The organism is Kitasatospora sp. NPDC001159 (assembly GCF_053598235.1).
Window position 1 is genome coordinate 22,147 of record NZ_JBSFJV010000051.1, and the last position, 21,583, is coordinate 43,729.

General features: G+C 73.3%; 21 protein-coding genes and 1 pseudogene. 15 read left to right on the top strand and 7 right to left on the bottom strand.

What is annotated here, in order from left to right:
• Positions 1 to 68 precede the first annotated feature (68 nt).
• Positions 69 to 680, bottom strand: coding sequence for a YceI family protein (locus ACWC9T_RS24355; RefSeq protein WP_449823167.1), 612 nt, complete (start codon positions 678 to 680; stop codon positions 69 to 71).
• A 222-nt stretch (positions 681 to 902) separates the two neighbouring features.
• Here ACWC9T_RS24355 and ACWC9T_RS24360 point away from each other — a divergent pair, with 222 nt between their 5' ends.
• From ACWC9T_RS24360 to ACWC9T_RS24390, 7 genes are all read left to right on the top strand, one after another.
• Positions 903 to 4,043, top strand: a complete 3,141-nt coding sequence (locus tag ACWC9T_RS24360) for an SNF2-related protein (protein WP_449823168.1) — start codon at positions 903 to 905, stop codon at positions 4,041 to 4,043.
• On the top strand, positions 4,040 to 4,243 hold the full coding sequence (locus ACWC9T_RS24365) for a hypothetical protein (protein ID WP_449823169.1): 204 nt from the start codon (positions 4,040 to 4,042) through the stop codon (positions 4,241 to 4,243). The genes ACWC9T_RS24360 and ACWC9T_RS24365 overlap by 4 nt, the downstream gene beginning before the upstream one ends.
• Positions 4,244 to 4,277: 34 nt before the next feature.
• A complete protein-coding gene (locus tag ACWC9T_RS24370) occupies positions 4,278 to 5,159 on the top strand; it encodes an RNA polymerase sigma-70 factor (RefSeq protein WP_449823170.1) in 882 nt (293 codons plus the stop codon).
• Between the two features lie 34 nt (positions 5,160 to 5,193).
• A complete protein-coding gene (locus tag ACWC9T_RS24375) occupies positions 5,194 to 6,315 on the top strand; it encodes a DNA polymerase III subunit beta family protein (RefSeq protein WP_449823171.1) in 1,122 nt (373 codons plus the stop codon).
• Between the two features lie 181 nt (positions 6,316 to 6,496).
• Positions 6,497 to 6,904 carry a helix-turn-helix domain-containing protein gene (locus ACWC9T_RS24380; RefSeq protein WP_449823172.1) on the top strand — a complete coding sequence of 136 codons (408 nt, stop codon included), beginning with the start codon at positions 6,497 to 6,499 and terminating at the stop codon, positions 6,902 to 6,904.
• A 2-nt stretch (positions 6,905 to 6,906) separates the two neighbouring features.
• On the top strand, positions 6,907 to 7,422 hold the full coding sequence (locus ACWC9T_RS24385) for a hypothetical protein (protein WP_449823173.1): 516 nt from the start codon (positions 6,907 to 6,909) through the stop codon (positions 7,420 to 7,422).
• 121 nt (positions 7,423 to 7,543) lie between these two features.
• Positions 7,544 to 7,894, top strand: a complete 351-nt coding sequence (locus tag ACWC9T_RS24390; protein ID WP_449823174.1) for a DUF2516 family protein — start codon at positions 7,544 to 7,546, stop codon at positions 7,892 to 7,894.
• 128 nt (positions 7,895 to 8,022) lie between these two features.
• Here ACWC9T_RS24390 and ACWC9T_RS24395 read toward each other — a convergent pair whose 3' ends face one another.
• A complete protein-coding gene (locus ACWC9T_RS24395) occupies positions 8,023 to 9,543 on the bottom strand; it encodes a SpoIIE family protein phosphatase (protein ID WP_449823175.1) in 1,521 nt (506 codons plus the stop codon).
• Between the two features lie 236 nt (positions 9,544 to 9,779).
• Here ACWC9T_RS24395 and ACWC9T_RS24400 point away from each other — a divergent pair, with 236 nt between their 5' ends.
• Positions 9,780 to 10,343 carry an O-acetyl-ADP-ribose deacetylase gene (locus tag ACWC9T_RS24400; RefSeq protein ID WP_449823176.1) on the top strand — a complete coding sequence of 188 codons (564 nt, stop codon included), beginning with the start codon at positions 9,780 to 9,782 and terminating at the stop codon, positions 10,341 to 10,343.
• 182 nt (positions 10,344 to 10,525) lie between these two features.
• Here ACWC9T_RS24400 and ACWC9T_RS24405 read toward each other — a convergent pair whose 3' ends face one another.
• Positions 10,526 to 11,359 (bottom strand): class I SAM-dependent methyltransferase, encoded by an 834-nt coding sequence (locus tag ACWC9T_RS24405; protein WP_449823177.1) that lies wholly within the window; start codon positions 11,357 to 11,359, stop codon positions 10,526 to 10,528.
• Between the two features lie 241 nt (positions 11,360 to 11,600).
• Here ACWC9T_RS24405 and mshA point away from each other — a divergent pair, with 241 nt between their 5' ends.
• Together mshA and ACWC9T_RS24415 are read left to right on the top strand one after the other, a co-directional pair.
• Entirely contained in the window at positions 11,601 to 12,974 is a 1,374-nt protein-coding gene (mshA, locus tag ACWC9T_RS24410; protein WP_449823178.1) for a D-inositol-3-phosphate glycosyltransferase, read from the top strand.
• Between the two features lie 101 nt (positions 12,975 to 13,075).
• A complete protein-coding gene (locus tag ACWC9T_RS24415; protein WP_449823179.1) occupies positions 13,076 to 13,588 on the top strand; it encodes a YbjN domain-containing protein in 513 nt (170 codons plus the stop codon).
• A gap of 65 nt (positions 13,589 to 13,653) precedes the next feature.
• Here the strand turns inward: ACWC9T_RS24415 and ACWC9T_RS24420 are convergent, their stop codons facing one another.
• Positions 13,654 to 14,955 carry an MDR family MFS transporter gene (locus ACWC9T_RS24420; RefSeq protein ID WP_449823180.1) on the bottom strand — a complete coding sequence of 434 codons (1,302 nt, stop codon included), beginning with the start codon at positions 14,953 to 14,955 and terminating at the stop codon, positions 13,654 to 13,656.
• Between the two features lie 150 nt (positions 14,956 to 15,105).
• Between ACWC9T_RS24420 and ACWC9T_RS24425 the strand changes: the two genes are divergently transcribed.
• Both ACWC9T_RS24425 and ACWC9T_RS24430 read left to right on the top strand, forming a co-directional pair.
• Positions 15,106 to 15,864, top strand: coding sequence for a phosphoglyceromutase (locus tag ACWC9T_RS24425; RefSeq protein WP_449823181.1), 759 nt, complete (start codon positions 15,106 to 15,108; stop codon positions 15,862 to 15,864).
• A 157-nt stretch (positions 15,865 to 16,021) separates the two neighbouring features.
• Positions 16,022 to 16,096 (top strand): annotated as a pseudogene (locus ACWC9T_RS24430) (lytic polysaccharide monooxygenase); the annotation flags it as partial.
• A gap of 83 nt (positions 16,097 to 16,179) precedes the next feature.
• On the opposite strand, the gene ACWC9T_RS24435 reads toward ACWC9T_RS24430, so the two are convergent.
• Together ACWC9T_RS24435 and phoU are read right to left on the bottom strand one after the other, a co-directional pair.
• Positions 16,180 to 16,359: a hypothetical protein gene (locus tag ACWC9T_RS24435; protein ID WP_355672135.1), complete on the bottom strand. Its 180-nt coding sequence runs from the start codon at positions 16,357 to 16,359 to the stop codon at positions 16,180 to 16,182.
• A gap of 167 nt (positions 16,360 to 16,526) precedes the next feature.
• On the bottom strand, positions 16,527 to 17,216 hold the full coding sequence (gene phoU, locus ACWC9T_RS24440) for a phosphate signaling complex protein PhoU (RefSeq protein ID WP_449823182.1): 690 nt from the start codon (positions 17,214 to 17,216) through the stop codon (positions 16,527 to 16,529).
• Positions 17,217 to 17,522: 306 nt separating this feature from the next.
• Here phoU and ACWC9T_RS24445 point away from each other — a divergent pair, with 306 nt between their 5' ends.
• Together ACWC9T_RS24445 and ACWC9T_RS24450 are read left to right on the top strand one after the other, a co-directional pair.
• A complete protein-coding gene (locus ACWC9T_RS24445) occupies positions 17,523 to 18,947 on the top strand; it encodes a sensor histidine kinase (protein ID WP_449823183.1) in 1,425 nt (474 codons plus the stop codon).
• Between the two features lie 2 nt (positions 18,948 to 18,949).
• A complete protein-coding gene (locus ACWC9T_RS24450) occupies positions 18,950 to 19,645 on the top strand; it encodes a response regulator (RefSeq protein WP_396248397.1) in 696 nt (231 codons plus the stop codon).
• Positions 19,646 to 19,773: 128 nt separating this feature from the next.
• On the opposite strand, the gene ACWC9T_RS24455 is transcribed toward ACWC9T_RS24450, so the two are convergent.
• The gene (locus ACWC9T_RS24455) at positions 19,774 to 20,487 is read right to left on the bottom strand and encodes a DUF461 domain-containing protein (RefSeq protein ID WP_449823184.1); all 714 of its coding nucleotides are present in this window, start codon (positions 20,485 to 20,487) and stop codon (positions 19,774 to 19,776) included.
• Between the two features lie 428 nt (positions 20,488 to 20,915).
• Between ACWC9T_RS24455 and ACWC9T_RS24460 the strand changes: the two genes are divergently transcribed.
• Positions 20,916 to 21,398: a CarD family transcriptional regulator gene (locus ACWC9T_RS24460; protein WP_030244332.1), complete on the top strand. Its 483-nt coding sequence runs from the start codon at positions 20,916 to 20,918 to the stop codon at positions 21,396 to 21,398.
• The last annotated feature ends 185 nt before the right edge of the window (positions 21,399 to 21,583 follow it).

Genomic DNA, 21,583 nt, shown 5'->3' on the forward strand with positions numbered 1-21,583 from the left:
CGGGGGGGATGGGCAGGGGCGGTGGTCGGTGGGCGGCGACAGGCGCCGCCGGGCCGTGGACGGCCGGGTCAGGCCGCCTTGACGGCGGAGATGTCGAAGCTGAGCTTGACCTTCTCGCCGATCAGCACGCCGCCGGTCTCCAGGGCCGCGTTGTAGGTCAGGCCGAAGTCGGTGCGGTCCACGACCGTCTTGCCCTCGAAGCCGACCCGCTCGGCGCCGTAGGCGTCGGTGGCGCTGCCGGTGAACTCCAGGTCGAGGATCACCGGGCGGGTGGTGCCCTTGATCGTGAGCTCGCCGGTCATCCGGTAGGAGTCGTCGCCGAGTTGCTCGGTGGAGGTGCTGCGGAAGCGGATCTCCGGGTAGGTGTCGGCGGCGAAGAAGTCGCCGGTGCGCAGGTGCTCGTCGCGTTGGGCCTGGTTGGTGTCGATGCTGGCGACCTTGATCACCAGGTCGGCCGAGGAGTTGCCCGGCGTGGCGCCGTCGAGCCGCAGCTTGCCGTCGTACTCGGTGAAGCGGCCCCTGACGTTGGTGACCATCGCGTGGCGGACCGAGAAGCCGATCTCGCTGTGCATGGCGTCGATCGCCCAGTCGCCGGTCAGGTGCGACAGGTCCGGGCCGGCCGTGGCCCGGACGGCGACGGGGGTGACGGTGGCGGTCTTGGTGCGGTTGAACAGGCCCATGGCTCCTCCTCGGGTTCGAAGCCATTTGTTTAGGCTTCAACTTCTTGGCTCCAGCGTATGGCGCTGTCATTCAAATTTCAACCACAGGTTGGGCGGTTTTCTTCTGGATCACCGAACGGCCCAGCACGGCGGCCCGACGCCCGCCGTCCGGCACCCGACAGCCGCTGTCGGACCACCCCGTTAGGCTGCGAAGAACGGTTCCCCCGCCCCGAGAGGCCCCACATGTTCGTCCTGCACGCGCTCTGGCGGGCGGACGGACGGCTGGCCCTTTGGGCCGAGGACGCCCGCGCCCACCCCGGCGCCGCCGAACCTCAGCCCGACCGGCCCACCCCGCGCGCCCACCCCTACGCCTGCCCGGCCGGCGAGCTGGCCGCCGTGCTCGGCGGCATCGGGCCCGGCCTCGGCTGGCTCGCCGGGCAGGCCCCCGAACGCTGGGCCACCCTGCTGCTGCCCACCGTCGGCACCCTGCCCGCACCCTCGCCGGACCTGCCGGTCACCCCGCCGCGCGGCGGCGCCGTCCTCACCCCCTGGCGGGTCCCGGCACTGCTCTTCGACGCTGCGGCCGCCGCCCAGCTGCTCGGCGAGGTGCACGACCCGCACTGGGCCGTCACCGGCACCGACCTGCCCGGCACCGGCCGGGTCGAGGTGGTGTACGGGCCCTCGCTGCGCTGGCTCACCGGGGTGCACGACCTCGCCTGGCGGGCGGTCGGCCGCGGCCGGCTACTGCCGCTGCCCGTGTCGACCGACGGCCGCCCGCAGGCCCGCTGGCGGCCCGACCCCACCCCGGCCGGGCGCCGGGAAGCCGCCGCGCTGGCAGCGGGCTGCCCGCCCGTCCTGCTGGGGGAGTGGCCCACTGGCGCCGGAACGGGCGAGGCACTGCTGGATGCCGCCCTCGGCGCCCTGGTGGACGCCGAGGCCCGCGCCGCACTGGCCGACCAGCCGTTCCCCGCCGCCGACGCCTCCGCCGCCGACCGGTGGCTGCACGCCCTCAGCTCCCCCTCCGGCGAACTCGCCGACGTCCCGGCCGAGGAGTTCGCCGAACTGCGCCGCCGGATCGACGCCTGGTACGCCACCGCCGAACCCGCCGAACCCGCGCTGCGGCTCTGCTTCCGCCTGCTCGAACCGCTCGGCCCCGACCCGGACGACCCCGAGGGCCGTCCCTCCGACGACGCCTGGCGGCTGGAGTTCCTGCTCCAGGCCGTCGACGAGCCCTCCCTACTGGTCCGCGCCGCCGACCTGCACGAGGGCGGCGCCGCGAACGCCACGCTCGCCCGCAAGGCCGCCGACCCGGCCGACGTCCTGGTCGCCGAACTCGCCCGCGCCGCCCACCGCTGGCCCGCCCTGGACGGGCTGCGCCACCGCTCCCGCCCGTCCGCCCTCCCGCTCGACCGGGCCGGCGCGCTGGACTTCCTGCGCACCGCCGCGCCCGCCCTCGCCGAGAGCGGCTTCGGCGTGCTGCTGCCCGCCTGGTGGCGCCGCCGCCCCCGACTCGGGCTCGCCCTGCGGGTCACCACCCCGCCCGCGCCCGGCACCCTCGCCGTCACCAGCCAGGTCGACCGGGACGCCGTGGTCGCCTTCCGCTGGCAGGCCGCCCTCGGCCCGGACGGCACCCCGCTCACCGAACAGGAACTCGCCGAACTAGCCGCCGCCAAGCAGGGCCTGGTGCGGGTCCGCGGCACCTGGCTGGAAGCCGACCCGACGCAGATCGCCGCCGCACTCGCCTTCCTCAGCGAACAGCGCGACGGCGTGCTGGCCGCAGCCGACCTGCTGCGGCTCGCCCTCGACCCCGAGGCGACGGTCGCCGGACTGCCGGTCACCGCCGTCCGCGTGGACGGCCCGCTCGGCGACCTGCTCGCCGGACGCACCACCGCCGACCCGGCCGGCCCCGAAACCCTGTCGCTGCCGCCGGACTTCCACGCCGAACTGCGCCCGTACCAGCGGCGTGGCCTGGCCTGGCTGCGGACGATGTCCGGGCTCGGCCTCGGCGCCGTACTGGCCGACGACATGGGCCTCGGCAAGACCGTCCAGACCCTCGCCCTGCTGGCCGCCGAACAGGCCGAGGGAGCCACCGGCCCGACCCTGCTGGTCTGCCCGATGTCCCTGGTCGGCAACTGGCAGCGCGAGGCCGAACGCTTCGCCCCCGGCCTGCGGCGCCACGTCCACCACGGCACCGGCCGCCTCGGCGCCGATCAACTCGCCCAAGTCGTAAGGGGCGTGGACCTGGTCATCACCACCTACGGGCTGGTCCAGCGCGACCTCGCCGCGTTGTGCGCGATCCGCTGGCGCCGGGTGGTCGCCGACGAGGCGCAGCACATCAAGAACTCCGGCACCGCGCAGTCCCGGGCGGTCCGCGCCCTGCCCGTCACCCGCCACCGGATCGCCCTGACCGGCACCCCGGTGGAGAACCGGCTCGCCGAACTGCACGCCGTGCTGGACTTCGCCAACCCCGGCCTGCTCGGCCCGGCCGAGCGCTTCAAGGAGCGCTACGCGATCCCGGTCGAACTGCACCGCAGCCCCGAGCGCACCGCCGAACTCCGGCGCCGCACCGCCCCGTTCGTACTGCGCCGACTCAAGTCCGACCCGGCGGTGGCGGCCGAACTGCCCGCCAAGCAGGAGATGACCGTCTGGTGCAACCTCACCGCCGAGCAGGCAGGGCTCTACCAGGCCGTGGTCGCCGACCTGCTGCAGCGGGTCGAGGGCATCCGGGGCGTGGAGCGGCGCGGCACCGTGCTGGCCGCGATCGGCAAGCTCAAGCAGGTCTGCAACCATCCGGCCCAACTGCTGCACGACGGATCGCCGTTGGGTGAACGCTCGGGCAAGGTCGCCCGGCTCGCCGAACTGCTGGAGGAGGCGCTGGCCGAGGGCGACCGGACACTGGTCTTCACCCAGTACGCCGAGTTCGGCACCATGCTGCGCCCGTACCTGGAACGCCGACTCGGCGAGGAGGTGCTCCACCTGCACGGCGGCGTCCCCCGCGCCCGCCGCGAGGAGCTGGTCCAGCGCTTCCAATCCCCGGACGGGCCTGGGGTGTTCCTGCTCTCGCTGCGGGCCGGCGGCACCGGACTCAACCTGACCGCCGCCAACCAGGTGATCCACCTGGACCGTTGGTGGAACCCGGCGGTCGAGGAGCAGGCCACTGACCGCGCCTTCCGGATCGGCCAGCGCCGGGACGTCCAGGTCCGCCGCCTGGTCTGCGTCGGTACCGTCGAGGAGCGGATCGACGAACTCCTCACCGCCAAGCGCACCTTGGCCGACACCGTGGTGGGCGAGGGGGAGCACTGGCTGACCGACCTGCCGGTCGAGGCGCTGCGCGAACTGGTCGCCCTCACCCGCGAGGACGCCGTCGCCGAGGAGGAATCGTGACCGACCGACCGCAACAGCCCAAGGCCCCCGTGGTCAACATCTCCGCCTACTGGCGCGGCGACTTCACCCTGCGCCCCGACCAGCCGGACGAGGATCCCGACGAACCCTCGCTGCGCCGCCTCGGCCGCTCCGGCATCACCGTGCACGGCCGTGACCTCGCAGCCCTGCTCGCCCCCGCGTACGACACCCTCCGCAGCTGACCGGGCGCCCCTACCGTGCGGTAACGTCCCGGGGGTGACCGACACTTCAGACACCCGCCTCGCCGACTTCGAGCAGCACCGGCGGATGGTCTTCGGCATCGCCTACCGGATGCTCGGCAGCGTCGCCGACGCCGAGGACCTGGTCCAGGACACCTGGCTGCGCTGGAGCCAGGTCGCCGGCCCGGTCGCCAGCCCCGGCGGCTACCTGGTCCGTACGGTCACCAACCTTGCCCTCAACCGGCTGGACTCGGCCGCCGTCCGCCGCGAGTCCTACATCGGCCCCTGGCTGCCCGAGCCGCTGGTCACCGAGCCGGACGCGACCGACGGCGTCGAACGCGCCGAGACCGTGTCGCTCGCCCTGCTGGTGGTGCTGGAGAGCCTGTCCCCGCTGGAGCGGGCGGTGTTCGTCCTCAAGGAGGCCTTCGGCTTCTCCTACCTGGAGATCGCCGAGGCCCTGGACCGCACCGAGGCCGCCTGCCGCCAGGTCGGCAGCCGGGCCCGGGCGCACGTCCGCGCCCGCCGCCCCCGCTACGACGCCCCGCCCGAGCTGCGCCGCCGGGCCACCGACGAGTTCCTGGCCGCCTGCGTCGGCGGCGACCTCAACCGGGTGCTGGAACTGCTCGCCCCCGACGTCACCTCCTGGAACGACGGCGGCGGCGTGATCACCGCCGCACTGCGGCCGATCACCGGCGCCGAGAAGGTCGCCCGCTTCATCCTCGGCGTGCTCCACAGGCTGGGCGAGGGTGCGGGCGCCCGCCCGGTCCTGGTCAACGGCGAACCCGGCGTGCTGGTCACCGTGAACGGCGCGGTCGACTCCGTCTCGGCCTTCGACTTCACCGAGGGACCGGACGGCGAACCCCTGATCTCCGCGATCCGCGCCGTCCGCAACCCCGAGAAGCTCGCCCACCTCGCTTGACCCTCGACCAGGTCGAGCCCGGAGAGTCATCGGCATGGAGAGCGAGCTGCACAGCATCGGCGAGCTGGCCCGCGCCAGCGGCCTGGGCGTGGGCACCCTGCGCTACTACGACGGCGCGGAGGTGCTCACCCCCGCCTGGGTCGACCCGCACACCGGCTACCGCTGGTACCGGCCCGGCCAACTCGCCGACGCCCGGCTGCTGGCCCGGCTGCGCCGGGTCGGCCTGCCGCTGGCCGGCATCCGCGCCGTGCTCGGTGCCGGCCCCGGCAGCGGCCAGGCCCGACGGGTCCTCGACGCGCACCTGCGCCGGCTGGAGGACGGCCTGGCCGACGCCCGCCGCGAGCTCTCCCTGATCCGCACGATGATCGAGCAGAGTGAGCAGCCGATGACCACCACCCCCGCCGGGACCCTCCCCCAGCCTTCGGCTGGGGGGACCCCCATCACCGTCCCCGCCGACGGCCTGGCCGCCGCCCTGGACGCGGTCCGCTTCGCGGTCAGCGGAGACCCCGAACTGCCCTCCCTCGCCGGGGTGCTGTTCGAACCGGACGGCCCGGTGCTGCGCCTGGTCGCCACCGACCGCTACCGAATGGCCTTCGCCGAAGTACCCGCCACCGGCACACCCGACCGGCCGACCGCCGGCACCATCGTCCCGACCGCACTGGTGGACGCCCTGCGCGCCCTGCTCGCCGCCGACCCCGCCCAGGCGGCCCTCACCCTGGCCGACGGCCACTTCCGTGCCGAGGTCGGCGGGCACGGGATCGAGGGCGCCGCGCTGGACTTCGACTACCCCGACCACCGCGTCCTCACCCGGCTCGACCCGCAGTACCGGATCACCCTGCCCGCCACCGAACTGCGCGCCGCCATCGAGACCGGCGCCACCCGCACCCTCCCCTCCGGCCCCCAGGGCGCCGACTGCGCGGTCACCGTCCTGACCCTCACCGAGGACGGCCGCCTCACCGTCGCCGCCGACCTCACGGCCCAGCAGGTCCAGGTCGCCGTCAACCGCGACTTCCTCCTCGACGCCCTCCGCGCCGGCCACCCCGAGCAGCTCCTGCTCGAACTCGGCGGCCCGATCGCCCCGCTCGCCATCCGCACCCCCGGTCAGGCGGGCACCTTCTCCGTCCTGATGCCCGTCCGCCTCCCCGACGCCGCGTAACCCCCGGCCCGCCCACGGGCGAACCACTGATCGCCTGCGCCGAGGCCGCGGCCGGGACCGTCGGCGCCCACCGCCCCGCACCCCACCCTCCCGAGATCTCACCCCCGAACAGACACCACCGCGCTTGCCGCCGGCTAACGGCCTGCTTGCAATTGCAAGCAGGCTGCTGCACCCTGTCCCCATGGCCTCACTGAACGTCGGCTCGCTGGGCGAGTACATCCGCGAGCAACGTCGCAATGCGCAGTACTCGCTGCGCCAGCTGGCTGAGGCCGCCGGCGTGTCCAACCCGTACCTCAGCCAGATCGAGCGAGGGTTGCGCAAGCCGAGCGCGGAGATCCTGCAGCAGATCGCGAAGGCGCTGCGGATCTCGGCGGAGACGCTCTACGTCCAGGCCGGGATTCTGGAGGAGCGGCGGGGTGAGGGCCTGGAGCTGCGGGCCTCGATCCTGGCCGATCCGCTGATCAACGAGCAGCAGAAGCAGGCGCTGCTCGCGGTCTACGACGCCTTCCTCAAGGAGAACGCCACTTCGGCCTCCGGTCCGACGACCGACGCCGCAACCATCCAGAACACCCACCGGGAGGACCGGTAGCCATGCCGATCACCGACGACATCAAGAAGACCCTCACCGACCCGACCCCGCTGTACGCCCTGGCCGGCGCCGGGGACCTCGCCTACGAGAAGCTGCGCGAGGTGCCGGGCAGGGTCGAGGCGCTGGCGGCGGACCGCAAGGGCGCGCAGGACAAGGCCACCGCCAAGCTGTACGAGGCGCAGGAACTGCTGGTCGGGGCGCCCGCCAAGGTCACCGAGGCCGTCACCGCCCTCCCCGCCGATCTGAGGGCCCTGCAGGAGCGGGCCCAGGGCTTCGCCCTCCAGCAGGTGGCCCGCGCGGTCGAGCTGGCCGTGAAGGCCAAGGAGACCTACGACGAGCTGGCCGAGCGCGGCAAGGTCGTGGTCGACAAGACCCGCCCGCAGGACGGTGCCTCCCGGTCGGCGGCCGAACTCGGTGAGCGGCCCGTCGAGGCCGAACCGGTCGAGGACGCCGCCGAGCCCGCCCCGAAGAAGTCCGCCCGGGTGAAGAAGAGCGGAACCCCTGACCGCACGGACTGACCCGCGCCCGCAGAGCGGGGCACATCCGCTGATGGCGGGACGTTGACAGATCGCGGACGGTCGCCGTGCCAGGATGGACGACGGCCGGGGTGCGGCAAGCCGAGAGACGTAGGAGATCGCGATGACCGGAGTGTTCCAGATTCTGGCCTTTTCCTACCTGAACCCGTTCTGGTGGATGGCCGTGGCCATCCTGGGCTACAAGCTCTTCGCGCTGCTCGACGCGGCCACCCGCCGCGAGGACGCCTATCGGGCGGCGGACAAGAAGACCAAGGGGTTCTGGCTGGCCATCCTCGGGATCAGCTTCGGGTGGGACCTGCTGTTCGGGGCGAACTTCCTCGGCAGCATCGGGACCCTGGTCGGCCTGGTCGCCTCGATCGTCTACGTGGTGGACGTCCGCCCGGCGATCCGGGCGCTGACCGGTGGCACCGGCCGGGGCGGCCGCAGCAACACCGGCCCGTACGGCCCCTGGTAGGCCGCAACAGCCGAAGCGGAGGACAACGCCGCAGCCCGGGAGGGGAGTTCACCCGCCCGGGCTGCGGCGTTTCCGCAAGGACCGCTCAGCCGGGAACAGCCGGGAACAGCAGGGAGCCAGCCTGGGAATCAGCCGAGGATCAACTGCACCGGATTGCGCTCCAGCAGCAGCACCGCGACGTCGTCGGTCAGCGCGCCGCCGTTCAGCTCCTCGACCTCCGCGATCGCGCTGTCGACCAGCCGCCCCCGGGTCAGTCCGGCGGACTGGTGGTCGGCGATCAGGTCGGCCAGCCCGTCCTGCCCGAGGCGGCGGGACCCGGCCCCGACCCGGCCCTCGATCAGTCCGTCGGTGTAGAGCAACAGCCGCCAGCCGGAGCGGAGTTCGAGCTCGTGCGCGGGCCAGGCGGCCTGCCCGTCGTGGCAGGGCAGCAGGCCGAGCGCGGGACCGGCGAGGTCGGCGGGCAGGGAGACCGGTGCGTGGTCGTGGCCGAGCAGCAGCGGGGCCGGGTGCCCGGCGAGGTAGAGCCGGGCCCGTTCGCCGGTGCCGAGCGCGTCGAGCTCGGTGTCCGTGTCGCCGGGCTCGATGACCAACATGCAGAGCGTCGCGAAGATCTCGTCGCTGCGCCGTTCGTGCTCCAGTACGTGCTGGAGGGTGGTGAGCAGGGCTTCGCCGGTGAGGCCCGCGAAGACCAGGGTGCGCCACGCTATCCGGAGCGCGACGCCGAGCGCTGCCTCGTCCGGGCCGTGGCCGCAGACGTCGCCGATCACGACGTGGACGGTGCCGTCGTCGGTGCGCACGGCGTCGTAGAAGTCGCCGCCGAGCAGGGCGCGGCGGCGGCCGGGGCGGTAGCGCCGGGTGAAGGAGAGCCCGGCGCCGTCCAGCAGCGGGGTGGGCAGCAGGTGGCGCTGGAGGCGGGCGTTCTCCTGGCCGCGCAGCTCGGCCTCGACCAGGCGGCGCTGGGACTCGTCGGCGCGCTTGCGTTCGACGGCATAGCGCAGTGCGCGGGCCAGCAGCGGGCCGTCGGTCTCGTGTTTGAGCAGGAAGTCCTGGGCGCCGGCGGCGACGGCGGCGGCGCCGAGTTCGGCCCCGGCGGCGTCGGTGAGCACCACGACGGGGGTGTGCGGGGCGCGGCGGAGCAGCTCGTGCAGGCCTTCCAGGCCGTCCGAGGCGTCGGAGGGGTGCGGTAGGTCGGCGGGGGAGGCCAGGTCGAGCAGCACGCAGCCGAACCCGGGGCCGCGGGGGCGCCCGCGTCGGGCGGCGGGGGCGGCCTGGGCCAGCAGTCGGGTGGCCTGGTCGAGGCCGCGCGCCCAGTGGATCTCGATCGAGGTGCCGCTGTCGGCGACCGCGGCCTTGATCAGCTGGGCGTCCGAGGCGTCGTCCTCGATGACCAGCAGCCGCAGCGGTGCGGAGCCGCCGTCGGCGGGCCCGTCACCCGGTGCCGGAACGCTTCCCGCTTCGGCCGTGGGCGACGGGTACCGCACGCCGTGCGCGGCCCGGACCGCCTGCGACCGGGGGTGAGGTATCGGGGGAGTGGCCGTCGCGGGACCGGTCGTCGCCGGGTGCTTACGGGCATGGCCGACGGGGGCGCCGTCATGGGCGCCCGGCAGGTCCGCGGCACCAGGTGCCCGCCCGTCTCCCGTTGCGGGCATCGGTGGTTCCTCCCTTTCCCCGACTGCGTAACGGCCGGCGTCCGTCCGCAGTGCCCTCCTGGCACCTCGCGTCGGGGAACTTCTCGCGACCATAACGTGATCTCCGGGGATTTCTCTGGCCGACCGGCGCCGTTGTGGTTATTGCCACGCCGGTGGCGGTGTGGTGATCGGACTCGGACGACGGCTCGGATCCCCTCCCGGCGGCTGCCGGGAGGGCCCGGGGAAGGGAGCAGGCGATGGTGACGCGGATCACCCTGGTCGAGGGTGACATCACGGAACAGCGGGTGGACGCGGTGGTGAACGCAGCCAACTCGTCCCTGCTGGGCGGTGGCGGGGTGGACGGCGCGATCCACCGCAGGGGCGGGCCGCAGATTCTGGAGGAGTGCCGCCGGCTGCGGGCCTCGCACTGGGGCAAGGGGCTGCCCACCGGGCGCGCGGTGGCGACCACGGCCGGGCGGTTGCCGGCCCGGTGGGTGGTGCACACCGTCGGGCCGGTGTACCTGGCGGAGGAGTACGAGGAGCGGGCTGAGCTGCTGGCCTCCTGCTATCGAGAGTCGCTGCGCGTGGCGGCGGAGTTGGGGGCGGCCACGGTGGCCTTCCCGGCGGTGTCGGCCGGGATCTTCGGCTGGCCTCCGGCGGACGCGGCCCGGATCGGGCTCGGCACCGTCGCCCGGGTACTGGACGGCGGCGACGCGCACGCGGGCGCGGAGCTGGCGGAGGTGCGGTTCGTGCTGTTCGGGTCGGAGATGTACGAGGTGTTCGAAGGGGCCCTGGGGGAGCTGCTCGGCCAGGGCGGCTGACGGCGGTGCGCAACTGGGCATGACGGGCGCTGGGCGGCGCGTGGTGGCGTCGCTCGGCGGCCTCCATCGTGGCGTGACGAGGCGTCAACACGCCAGAGATATTCGATAACTCGTTCGAGTGAATGCGGCGCATCGCTCACCAGAGCTGGGGCGCACCGCCCACCGGAGCCTGAGGCGCGCGACTACGGCGCGAGCGCCGTCCAGGGCACCGTGACCTCGCCCTGCCGCCACCGCCCGCGCGGGTCCACCAGCGGCCAGCTGCCCGCCAGCGCCGTGCACGCCGCCACCCAGCGCTGCCGCGCCCCGAACGCCCCGTACGGCGCGGCGGCCGCCCAGGCCCGGTCGAACTCGGTCAGGAAGGAGTGCACCGGCCGGCCCGGCACGTTGTGGTGGATCAGTGCCTTCGGCAGCCGTTCGGCCAGGTCGGAGGGCTGGTCCAGGCTGCCGAGCCGGGCCGCGAAGGTCACCGTCCGGGGCCCCTCCGGGCCGAGCGCGACCCAGACGTGCCGCCGCCCGATCTCGTCGCAGGTGCCCTCGACCAGCAGCCCGTCCGGGGCCAGCCGGGCGCACAGCCGCTCCCACACCCCGGCCACCGCCGACTCCTCGTACTGCCGCAGCACATTGGCCGCCCGGATCAGCTGGGCCGGCGCGCCGCCGTCCAGCGGCACCTCGAAACCGCCGCGCCGGAAGGTGAGCAGCGGCGGCTCGGCGTACGGCAGCGCGGCCGTGACCCGCTCCGGCTCGATCTCGATCCCGACCACCCGGACGTCCGGCCGCACCGCGCGCAGCCGCCCGCCCAGCTCCACGGCCGTCCAGGGTGCCGCGCCGTAGCCGAGGTCGACCGCCACCGGCGGCCGGTCGGCGGCGCGCAGCGTACGGCCCAGGGTGTGCGCGATCCAGCGGTCCATCCGGCGCAGCCGGTTGGTGTTGGTGGTGCCCCGGGTGACGGTCCCCACCGGACGGCCGGTCCGCCCGCGGGCGGGCGCGGTGGTCGCGGGGTCGAAGGAGGCAGCCATGCCCAGAAGGGTAGTCGGGACGGCGGCGGCACCGCCCCTGACCAGCGCGGCTGCCGCGCCGGCCGGGGGAGCCGGCCGGTCCCTGCCATCTCACCGCCCGGACCGGGAATGTCAGACGGCCGCCGCGTGGTTGGCACACTGGTGGTGATGTGTGCCCGGACGGGGCAGCGCACACCGGACATGCGGCGGCCCGTTCACGCGGACCGCCGAGACGGGCCGCACACGAGGAGGCTTCAGCCAGGTGATCCAGCACCCCGTCCGTTCGGTACGCCGTGCCCAGTCCACCGCGCCAGCGCGCGGGCGGCTCCAGTCGCTCGTCCCGGGACGCCGCCGCCCGCGCCGAATAGCCATGCTGAGCGTCCACACCTCGCCGCTGCACCAGCCCGGCACCGGGGACGCCGGCGGGATGAACGTCTACATCGTCGAGCTGGCCAAGCGCCTGGCCGAGCTCAACATCGAGGTCGAGGTCTTCACCCGGTCGATCTGCTCGGACGACGCGCCGACCGTCGAGCTGGCCCCGGGCGTGCTGGTCCGGCACGTCACCGCCGGGCCGTACGAGGGCCTGGTCAAGGAGGACCTGCCGGCCCAGTTGTGCGCCTTCACCCACGGGGTGCTGCGCACCGAGGCCGGCCACCGCCCCGGCCACTACGACCTGGTGCACTCGCACTACTGGCTCTCCGGGCAGGTCGGCTGGCTGGCCGCGCAGCGCTGGGGGGTGCCGCTGGTGCACACCATGCACACCATGGCGAAGGTGAAGAACGCCGCGCTGGCCGAGGGCGACACGCCCGAGCCCGCGGCCCGGGTGATCGGCGAGACCCAGGTGGTCGAGGCGGCCGACCGGCTGATCGCCAACACCACCGAGGAGGCCGCCGAGCTGGCGCTGCACTACGGCGCCCGGCCGGACCAGCTGGCCGTCGTCCACCCCGGGGTGAACCTGGACGTCTTCCGCCCCGGCGGCCCGCCGGCCGCGGCCGCCGCCCGGGCCCGGTTGGGCCTGCCGCAGGACGCCGCCGTGCTGCTGTTCGCCGGCCGGATCCAGCCGCTGAAGGCACCGGACGTGCTGCTGCGGGCGGTCGCCGCGCTGCTGGAGCGCCGTCCGGAGCTGCGCGAGCGCCTGGTGGTGCCGGTGGTCGGCGGTCCGTCCGGCACCGGGCTGGCCCGGCCGGAGAGCCTGCACAAGCTGGCCGCCCAGCTGGGCATCGGCGACGTGGTGCGGTTCCACCCCCCGGTCGGCCAGGCCCAGCTCGCGCACTGGTACCGCGCGGCGACGGCCCTGGTGATGCCGTCCTACAGCGAGTCCTTCGGGCTGGTCGCGCTGGAGGCGCAGGCCTGCGGCACCGCGGTGGTGGCGGCCTCGGTGGGCGGCCTGCCGGTCGCGGTGCGGGACGGCGAGACCGGCACCCTGGTGAACGGCCACGACCCGCTGGCGTGGGCCCGCGCGCTGGAGCCGTACGTCACCGACCGGGCGCTGGTGGCCCGGCGCGGCGCTGCGGCGGCCCGGCACGCGGCCGCCTTCGGCTGGGACACCGCCGCGGCGGCCACGGCCGAGGTGTACGCCGGCAGCATGGCCCGCCCGGCCGGCCGGCTGGCCGGGGCGCTCCGCCGCTCGGTCTGAGCCCGCGCCGAGCCCGGTCTGCCGCGCGGTGCCGGGCCGCGCCCTGCGGGCCGCGCTCCACCGGCTGCGCTTTGCCGGTACTGGCGAGTAACGTCACCCCCATGGCAATCCGCACCAAGGACGAGGCCCTGACCCTCCTGCGCACCGCCCTGGACGAAGCCGGGGTGGCCTGGGAGCCGGCCGCCAACGACCCGTACACGCTGGTGGCGACCCTCCCGGGCACCCGCAAGCTGAGCACCACCTGCGCCCTGCGGGTCGGCGACCACACCCTGTCGGTGAACGCCTTCGTGATCCGTCGCCCCGACGAGAACCACGAGGCCGTCTACCGCTGGCTGCTGGAGCGCAACACCCGGCTGTACGGCGTCGCGTACGCGATCGACCAGCTCGGCGACGTCTACCTGGCTGGCCGCCTGCCGCTGGAGTCGCTCACCCCGACGGCCGTGGACCGGCTGCTCGGGACGGTGCTGGAGAACGCCGACGAGCCCTTCAACACCCTGCTGGAGCTGGGCTTCGCCTCGGCGATCCGGCGCGAGTGGGAGTGGCGGACCAAGCGCGGGGAGTCCACCCGCAACCTGGCCGCCTTCGCCCACCTGGCCGCCCCGACCCCCGACTGATCCGGGGCCCTCAGGGCCTGTCTCCCGGGTCCTTGCCGGCTCCGACAGAACCGGGAGACGGGTCCCTAGGCGCCCGCCGGAGCCTTCTCGGCCTCCGCCGCGGGCGCCGCCACCTCGGTCACCGCGTCGGTGCGGCGCCCGGCCGCGCCGGTCCGGCGGGCCAGCGCCACGTACCCGAGCGCCGCGACCGTGCCGACCGCCCCGCAGGCCAGCCAGAGCGCCGCCGGCCCGACGTACTGGAGCAGCAACCCGCCGCCCGCCGGGCCGAGCAGCGAGGCGAGCGACCAGGACAACGAGTAGACGCCCTGGTACCGGCCGCGCGCGTGGGTGGGCGCCAGCTCGGCGATCAGGCCCATCATCACCGGCGTGTGGAGGATCTCCCCGACCGTCCAGACCCCCACCGAGAGCGCGAACAGCCACGCCGAGGACCCGGCCAGCGCGGCCAGCCCGAAGCCCCAGCCGGTGAGCAGGCAGCTGGCGATCAGCAGCCCGGTCCGCGAGCGGCCCTCCATCCACCGGGTGAGCGGGATCTGCAGCACCACGATCAGCAGCCCGTTCAGTCCGATGACCAGCCCGTACTCGGTGGACGTGACGCCCGAGGCGCCCATGTCCACGGCCAGCGTGGTGCTGCCCTGCTGGAAGAGCAGGGCGACCAGCAGGGTCAGCCCGACCAGCGCCATGAACGGGGCGTCCCGGAGCACGGTGAGCAGGCTGGTCTTCGGCTCCTCGGCGTCGGCCGCCTGGTCGGGCGGGGTCTGCGGCTTGGTCTCCGGGATCCGGATGAAGATCACCACCGCGCAGACCAGGGTGGTCAGCGCGTCCAGCAGGAAGAGCGTGAGGTAGCCGTGGGTGGCGATCAGGCCGGCCGCGGCGGCCGAGAGGCCGAAGCCGATGTTGATCGCCCAGTAGTTCAGCGAGTACGCCCGGACCCGGTCCTCGGCTGGGACGAGGTCCGCGATGATCGCCGAGGTGGGCGGCCGGGTCGCGTTGTTGCACAGGCCCACCAGGAAGGCCACCACGGCGATCACCACCTGGCCGTCCACGAAGCCGAGCACGGCGGTGGACAGCGCGGTGCCGAGCTGGGCGGCGACCAGCGTCGGCCGGCGCCCGATCCGGTCGGTCAGCACGCCCGCGCCGACCGCCGAGATCGCCGAGCCGAGACCGAACAGCGAGGCCACCAGACCCGCGTAGGAGGGCGAGTACCCCCGCTCGGCGGTCAGGTAGAGCGCGAGGAAGGTGACGACGAACGATCCGAGGCGGTTCACCAACGTGCTCACCCAGAGCCACCAGAACTGCCGTGGCAGCCCGCCCACCGTCTCCCGCGCCAGTCTTCGGAACCGGGGGTTGCTGACCAGGCTGACGAGCATGTGGGGGCTCCCGATGGCAGGCGTCCGCTGAGCGGCAGGGGCAGGCCCGCTCAGCCGACTTGTGTAAGTGGCAGATGCGCGGCGCACACATTACCCACGGGATGAAGGTCCCCACCAGGGGTTTTCCGGCCCTCCACTAAGCTGGGGCCCATGGCTGACACGACGTACCGACTCATCCTGCTCCGCCACGGCGAGAGCCAGTGGAACCAGAAGAACCTGTTCACCGGTTGGGTCGACGTCGACCTCAACGAGAAGGGCGAGAAGGAGGCCGCCCGCGGTGGCGAGCTCCTGTCCGCCGAGGGCCTGCTCCCCGACGTGGTGCACACCTCGCTGCTGCGCCGCGCCATCCGTACCTCGCAGATCGCCCTGGACAAGGCCGACCGCCACTGGATCCCGGTCAGCCGCAGCTGGCGTCTGAACGAGCGCCACTACGGTGCGTTGCAGGGCAAGGACAAGGCCCAGACCCTGGCCGAGTTCGGCGAGGAGCAGTTCCAGCTGTGGCGCCGCTCCTACGACACCCCGCCGCCGGCCCTGGCCGACGACAACGAGTACTCGCAGGCCCGTGACGCCCGCTACGCCGAGATCCCGAGCGAGCTGCGCCCGCGCACCGAGTGCCTGAAGGACGTCGTCGAGCGGATGCTCCCGTACTGGTACGACGCCATCGTCCCGGACCTCGCCGCCGGCAGGACCGTCCTGGTCACCGCCCACGGCAACAGCCTGCGCGCGCTGGTCAAGCACCTCGACGGCATCTCCGACGCCGACATCGCCGGCCTGAACATCCCCACCGGCATCCCGCTGGTCTACGAGCTCGACGCCGACTTCAAGCCGGTCGTCGCCGGTGGCCGCTACCTCGACGCCGAGGCTGCTGCCGCCGCCATCGAGGCGGTCAAGAACCAGGGCAAGAAGTAAGCCCGGAAGCTGATCGGCCCCGCTCCCCGGCAAGCCGGGAGCGGGGCCGATTCTGTTCGCCGACTGGCAGGTCAACCACTCGTGCGGCAAATGTGTGAATCCGGTTGAGGCCGATTGATGTCCGGTACGTACTCCTGCGGTTTGAAGCACCGGGCACCAGGTGGTCGTCGCGGTCTGGACGATCGCCGACACCGGGAACGCCTTCTACTCCTGCACCGACGCCCAGTTCTGACCGCTGGATCGGACTGGAACAGAGCTGAGGCACACGGCCGCCGGGCGGCCGTGCACCTCCTGGCTCCTCGGCGGCGGGTTTCCTCAGTGGCCGCCGCAGCAGCCGCCGTCCGCACCGCCGCACTGGCAGGGCGCGCCGGACTGGCAACCGCAGCCGCAGCCCGGTCCGCAGCCGCAGCCGGCCGCGAGGACGGGCAACAGCTTCGGGGTGGGCGGCTCGACGGTGTTGTGGGCTGGTGCCGGTCGGGTCGGGTTGGCCTTCATCGAGCTCTTCCCTCCTTGTGACGGGCACACTCCTGTGCCCCCAACGTCGAGTGAAGCCGCTGATCGGAGGGAGCGTCAATGGGCGCGCAGTGGTGGGGCGCACGGAAGACCGTGCACCCACACCACCCTCGCCGCAGGTTTACTCAGCCCCGGGGGGCGACCGGCGGTCACTCCGCCCCGGCGGCCTCCGCGGCCTCGGTGGCGGCCACGAACTCGGCCACGTGCTCGCCGGTCACCAGGTACACCACGCGCTTGGCGACCGACACGGCGTGGTCCGCGAAGCGCTCGTAGTAGCGGCCGACCAGGGTGATGTCGACGGCGGTCTCGATGCCGTGGTGCCAGCGCTCGTCGATCAGGTGCGACAGCAGCTCGCGGTGCAGGCTGTCGATGGCGTCGTCGTCCTGCTCCATCTCCAGAGCCTTGTCGACGTCCTTGGTGGCGATCACCAGGCCGGCCTTGGCGACCAGTCTCTGGGCGAGCTGGCCCATCTCCAGGACGGTGGAGTGCAGGTCGGCGGGCACGGCCGACTCGGGGTAGCGCATCCGCGCGACCTTGGCGACGTGCCGGGCGAGGTCACCGCAGCGCTCCAGGTCGGCGCTCATCCGCAGCGAGGTGACCACGATGCGCAGGTCGGTGGCGACGGGCTGCTGCCGGGCGAGCAGATCGATGGCGCGGTTCTCCAGCTCGTGGTGGAGGTCGTTGACCTTCTCGTCGGCGGCGATGACGCTCTCCGCCAGTGCCAGGTCCGCGTCGAGGAGTGCGGTGGTGGCCCGGCCCATGGCCGAGCCGACCAGCCGGGCCATCTCGACCAGGCTGTCGCCGATCGAGTCCAGTTCCTCGTGGTACGCGTCGCGCATGTTCTCTCCTCAGTAGCTGTGTCGGTGGCGGTGCCGACCGGTCAGCCCGTCCGACCGTCGTTCCGGCGTCCGGGCGACCGCTGCTGGTGGCGCGAATCGTACGCGCACACCTGAGACCGTGGCCGCTGTTCGGCACGCCGTTCTCTCCCACACGGGCTGCATGGCCAACTCTGTGCCGTTCGGGCGACGACGCACGACCGGTGCGGTGAATCGGCAGCTACGTGAAGGTGAATTCTCGGCAACGCGTGGTCGATGCCTTGATCCAGCCCTTGGGGAGTGGCCAGGTCGTGCGCTTACGCTGGCCACATGGACGTGAACGTGGCCGCTGCCGCTGCCTGTGCCATAGCCGGGCTCGGCGTGGGCCTCACCGCCTCCATCGCCTTCCGTTGGAGTGAGCGCGAGCAGGCCAAGGGCAGGCACACCGACGGCAGGCATTACGGCCGGTACCAGGCACTGGGCACCCCGGAACCCCCGCTGCCGCCGGGGGTCGACACCGTACTCTCCGTGCTCCGCTCCTGCGCGATCGTGCTGGGCGAGGGCGACGAGGTGGTCAAGGCCAGCTCGGCGGCGTACGCGATGGGCCTGGTGCGCGGCGGCGCGGTCGCCGTGGACCAGATGCTCGCGCTGGCCCGCGCCACCCGCCGGGACGGCGAGATCCGGCAGGTCGAGCTGGAGGTGCCCCGCCCCGGAGCGGCCCGCGCGGCCGAGCCGCTCGCGGTGTCCGTCCGGGTCGCCCCGCTGGGCTCCCGGCTGGTGCTGGTGCTGGTCGAGGACCAGACCGAGCGCCGTCGGGTGGAGGCCGTCCGCCGGGACTTCGTGGCCAACGTCAGCCATGAGCTCAAGACCCCGGTCGGTGCCCTGTCGCTGCTCTCCGAGGCGGTCGCCGACGCGGCCGACGACCCGGAGGCGGTGCAGCGCTTCGCCGGCCGGATGCAGGTCGAGGCGACCCGGCTGGCCAGCCTGGTGCAGGAGATCATCGACCTCTCCCGGGTTCAGGACGACCGGCTGATGGTCGACCCGGAGCCGGTCGCGGTGGACGAGCTGATCGCCGAGGCGATCGACCGCTGCCGCCAGCAGGCCGCCGCCAAGCAGATCCTGATCGCGGCCGGCGGCATCGCCGGGCTCTACCTGCACGGCAACCGCGGCCAGCTCGCCGCCGCGCTCGGCAACCTGGTGGAGAACGCCGTCAACTACAGCCCGCCCCGCACCCGGGTGGCGATCGCCACCCGCCGGATCTCCAGCGCCGCGGCGCTCGGCGAGGCGGACGGCGAGCTGATCGAGATCTCGGTGACCGACCAGGGCATCGGCATCTCCGAGAAGGACCGCGAGCGGGTCTTCGAGCGCTTCTACCGGGTCGACCCGGCCCGATCCCGGCAGACCGGCGGGACCGGCCTCGGCCTGTCCATCGTCAAGCACGTCGCCGCCTCGCACGGCGGCACCGTCTCGGTGTGGAGCGTCGAGGGCCAGGGTTCGACCTTCACCGTCCGCCTGCCCGCCGGACAGGCGCCCGCCGACGACGAATTCGACGACGGCCGGATCGACGAGGACCTCGACACCGACGGACTCGACACCGACGGACTCGACGGCGAACCCGGCGACCACACCGCCCGGCCCGCCGCCGCACCCCGAACCGTCACCGCGGACCGTACGCACGGTACGGCCCGTTCGCTCCCCGCCGGGGAGCGGGAAGAAACCCTGACAACCACAACCCAGCGCGCCCCGGAGGCCTGATCGTGACCCGAGTACTGGTGGTCGAGGACGAGGAGTCGTTCAGCGACGCCCTCTCGTACATGCTCCGCAAGGAGGGCTTCGAGGTGGCCGTCGCCGCCACCGGCCCCGACGCCCTGGAGCAGTTCGAACGCAATGGCGCGGACCTCGTCCTGCTCGACCTGATGCTGCCGGGCCTGCCGGGCACCGAGGTCTGCCGCCAGCTCCGGGTGCGCTCCAACGTCCCGGTGATCATGGTGACCGCCAAGGACAGCGAGATCGACAAGGTCGTCGGGCTGGAGATAGGCGCTGACGACTACGTCACCAAGCCGTACTCCACCCGTGAGCTGGTCGCCCGGATCCGCGCGGTGCTGCGCCGCCGCGGCGAGGACGGCGGCGCGGGCGACAACGGTGGCGGCCCGGGTGCCCTGGAGGCGGGCCCGGTCCGGATGGACGTGGACCGGCACGTGGTGACCGTGGACGGCGCCAAGGTCGAGCTGCCGCTCAAGGAGTTCGACCTGCTGGAGATGCTGCTGCGCAACGCGGGCCGGGTGCTCACCCGCATGCAGCTGATCGACCGGGTCTGGGGCGCGGACTACGTCGGCGACACCAAGACCCTGGACGTCCACGTGAAGCGCCTGCGGGCCAAGATCGAGCCCGACCCGGGCGCGCCGCGCTACCTGGTCACCGTTCGCGGCCTCGGCTACAAGTTCGAGCCGTAAGCCGTAAGCCGTGGACCGCGGAAACGTACGGACGCGGAAGGCCCCCGCCGGCACCGGCCGGCGGGGGCCTTCCGCGTGAGCGGCCTCCCGCCGGCCCGGGAAGGGCCCGCGGGGGGCGGTGTGCTGCGTCAGTGGGCGGCCGGAGCGGTCGCCGACGGGGTGGCGGGAACGAGCGGAGCGGCCGCACCGGTGGTGGCGCCGGCCGCCGGGGTGCCGGTGACGCCCGGGATGGTGGCGCCGGCCGACGGGGTGGCCGCCGGGGCGGTCGCGGCCGGGGAGCCCGGGATGGCGCTCTTGGTCGGGAGGGCCGCCGGGGTCGGGACGGCCGCCGGGGTCGGGCCGAAGCCCGTGTAGAGGCCTGCGGCCGGGCTCACGCCGGCCTGGGCGTCGACCTTCTGGCCGTCCTTGAAGGTGAAGGTGGTGGTGGCGAAGCCGCCGATGTGCACGGAGGCCGGGGCGACGGTGGCGGACGGGTTGCCCTGGCCGCCGATCGACACCGAGCCGCCGGCCGGGACGACGATGCCGGACAGCGGGGCACCCGCGGCGTCCGCGAGGGTGGCGCTGCCGGTGCCGACGGTGATCGACTGCAGCTCGGCCGGGACGGCGGCCGTGTTGGAGATGTTGACGACCACGTTGGCGGGGCCCGTGTAGTCACCCGAGGTACCCACCCCGGTGACGACCACGATGTTGTTCAGCCGGAGGTTCGTCCCGATGGTCGCCGCCGCGCTGTCGGGCTTGATCTGCAGTGTGTCCGGCGTGTTGCTTGCGGCGCAGGACGACAGCGAGGCGATGGCGATGGCGGCGATAGCGGCGATGCTGCCGCGTCGAAGGCTGCGGCTCACGGCGGCGGCTTCTCCCTAGGTCACGTGTCGACAGGTCAGGTCTCAGATTATCGACCTCACTTATGCGCTCCTCACGGGGTGGTCCCCGTGTCGCACTCCCGGGGCCGCTCCGGGGCCGTCCGGCCGTACTGATGTCATGTCCGGGTCGCGGCGGGGACAAGCTTCGACCAAGATCGAATAACGATCGTGTCACGGCTCGAAAGACGGCGAAAGCTCAAGATCCAATCACGGCCGCAGGGGTGTTGCGCAAGGGTTTCGTCGAGAGCCGGAACCGCCTCCGACCTGCGGGAAGCCCGTCTCGAACATCGGTCGCAGCACGTCATGGGGGTCCTTGTCAAGCCCCGAGACCGGCCCTGACCTGCGAAAACGCCCTTCGGGTGCGCCGCGAGGCGTGTTATTCTGGAAAGCCACGGAAGGGGTCCTGTCACATGACGTTCAAGGTTGGCGACACGGTGGTCTACCCCCATCACGGGGCCGCGCTGATCGAGGCCATCGAAATTCGCCAGATCAAAGGTGTGGACAAGACCTACCTGGTGCTCAAGGTGCAGCAGGGAGACCTGACGCTCCGCGTGCCCGCCGAGAACGCGGAGTTCGTCGGCGTGCGCGATGTGGTCGGCCAGGAGGGTCTGGACCGGGTCTTCGAGGTGCTGCGCGCACCGTACACCGAAGAGCCGACCAACTGGTCCCGTCGCTACAAGGCGAACCTGGAGAAGCTCGCCTCGGGCGACGTTATCAAGGTCGCCGAGGTTGTGCGCGACCTCTGGCGTCGCGAGCGCGAGCGCGGCCTCTCGGCCGGCGAGAAGCGGATGCTCGCGAAGGCGCGCCAGATCCTCGTCAGCGAGCTCGCGCTGGCGGAGAACACCAACGAGGACAAGGCGGAGACGCTGCTCGACGAGGTCCTCGCCTCGTAGCGCAGTCGGGCTGCCGCCCACCGCTAACAGCGCCCGGTGCCGGCGTGCCGCTCCCAGGACGAAGCGTCCAGGGGTGGTGCAGTGGCACTTCGGGCGCTGAGGCGTGTCCGGACGACGCCTCCCGCCCGAGCCGGTCCAGGCCTGCAAGACCGTTTCTGCGGAGTTGTGCGGCGGGCAGTGGACCG

Bases quoted from the DNA above. Each gene is read 5' to 3' on its own strand.
- ACWC9T_RS24435 (WP_355672135.1), bottom strand. From the start codon at position 16,359: ATGAAGGCCAACCCGACCCGACCGGCACCAGCCCACAACACCGTCGAG.
- ACWC9T_RS24385 (WP_449823173.1), top strand. From the start codon at position 6,907: ATGCCGATCACCGACGACATCAAGAAGACCCTCACCGACCCGACCCCG.
- ACWC9T_RS24380 (WP_449823172.1), top strand. From the start codon at position 6,497: ATGGCCTCACTGAACGTCGGCTCGCTGGGCGAGTACATCCGCGAGCAA.
- ACWC9T_RS24415 (WP_449823179.1), top strand. From the start codon at position 13,076: ATGGCAATCCGCACCAAGGACGAGGCCCTGACCCTCCTGCGCACCGCC.
- ACWC9T_RS24460 (WP_030244332.1), top strand. From the start codon at position 20,916: ATGACGTTCAAGGTTGGCGACACGGTGGTCTACCCCCATCACGGGGCC.
- ACWC9T_RS24445 (WP_449823183.1), top strand. From the start codon at position 17,523: ATGGACGTGAACGTGGCCGCTGCCGCTGCCTGTGCCATAGCCGGGCTC.
- phoU (WP_449823182.1), bottom strand. From the start codon at position 17,216: ATGCGCGACGCGTACCACGAGGAACTGGACTCGATCGGCGACAGCCTG.
- ACWC9T_RS24390 (WP_449823174.1), top strand. From the start codon at position 7,544: ATGACCGGAGTGTTCCAGATTCTGGCCTTTTCCTACCTGAACCCGTTC.
- ACWC9T_RS24355 (WP_449823167.1), bottom strand. From the start codon at position 680: ATGGGCCTGTTCAACCGCACCAAGACCGCCACCGTCACCCCCGTCGCC.
- ACWC9T_RS24360 (WP_449823168.1), top strand. From the start codon at position 903: ATGTTCGTCCTGCACGCGCTCTGGCGGGCGGACGGACGGCTGGCCCTT.
- ACWC9T_RS24420 (WP_449823180.1), bottom strand. From the start codon at position 14,955: ATGCTCGTCAGCCTGGTCAGCAACCCCCGGTTCCGAAGACTGGCGCGG.
- ACWC9T_RS24375 (WP_449823171.1), top strand. From the start codon at position 5,194: ATGGAGAGCGAGCTGCACAGCATCGGCGAGCTGGCCCGCGCCAGCGGC.
- ACWC9T_RS24405 (WP_449823177.1), bottom strand. From the start codon at position 11,359: ATGGCTGCCTCCTTCGACCCCGCGACCACCGCGCCCGCCCGCGGGCGG.
- ACWC9T_RS24395 (WP_449823175.1), bottom strand. From the start codon at position 9,543: ATGCCCGCAACGGGAGACGGGCGGGCACCTGGTGCCGCGGACCTGCCG.
- ACWC9T_RS24425 (WP_449823181.1), top strand. From the start codon at position 15,106: ATGGCTGACACGACGTACCGACTCATCCTGCTCCGCCACGGCGAGAGC.
- ACWC9T_RS24400 (WP_449823176.1), top strand. From the start codon at position 9,780: ATGGTGACGCGGATCACCCTGGTCGAGGGTGACATCACGGAACAGCGG.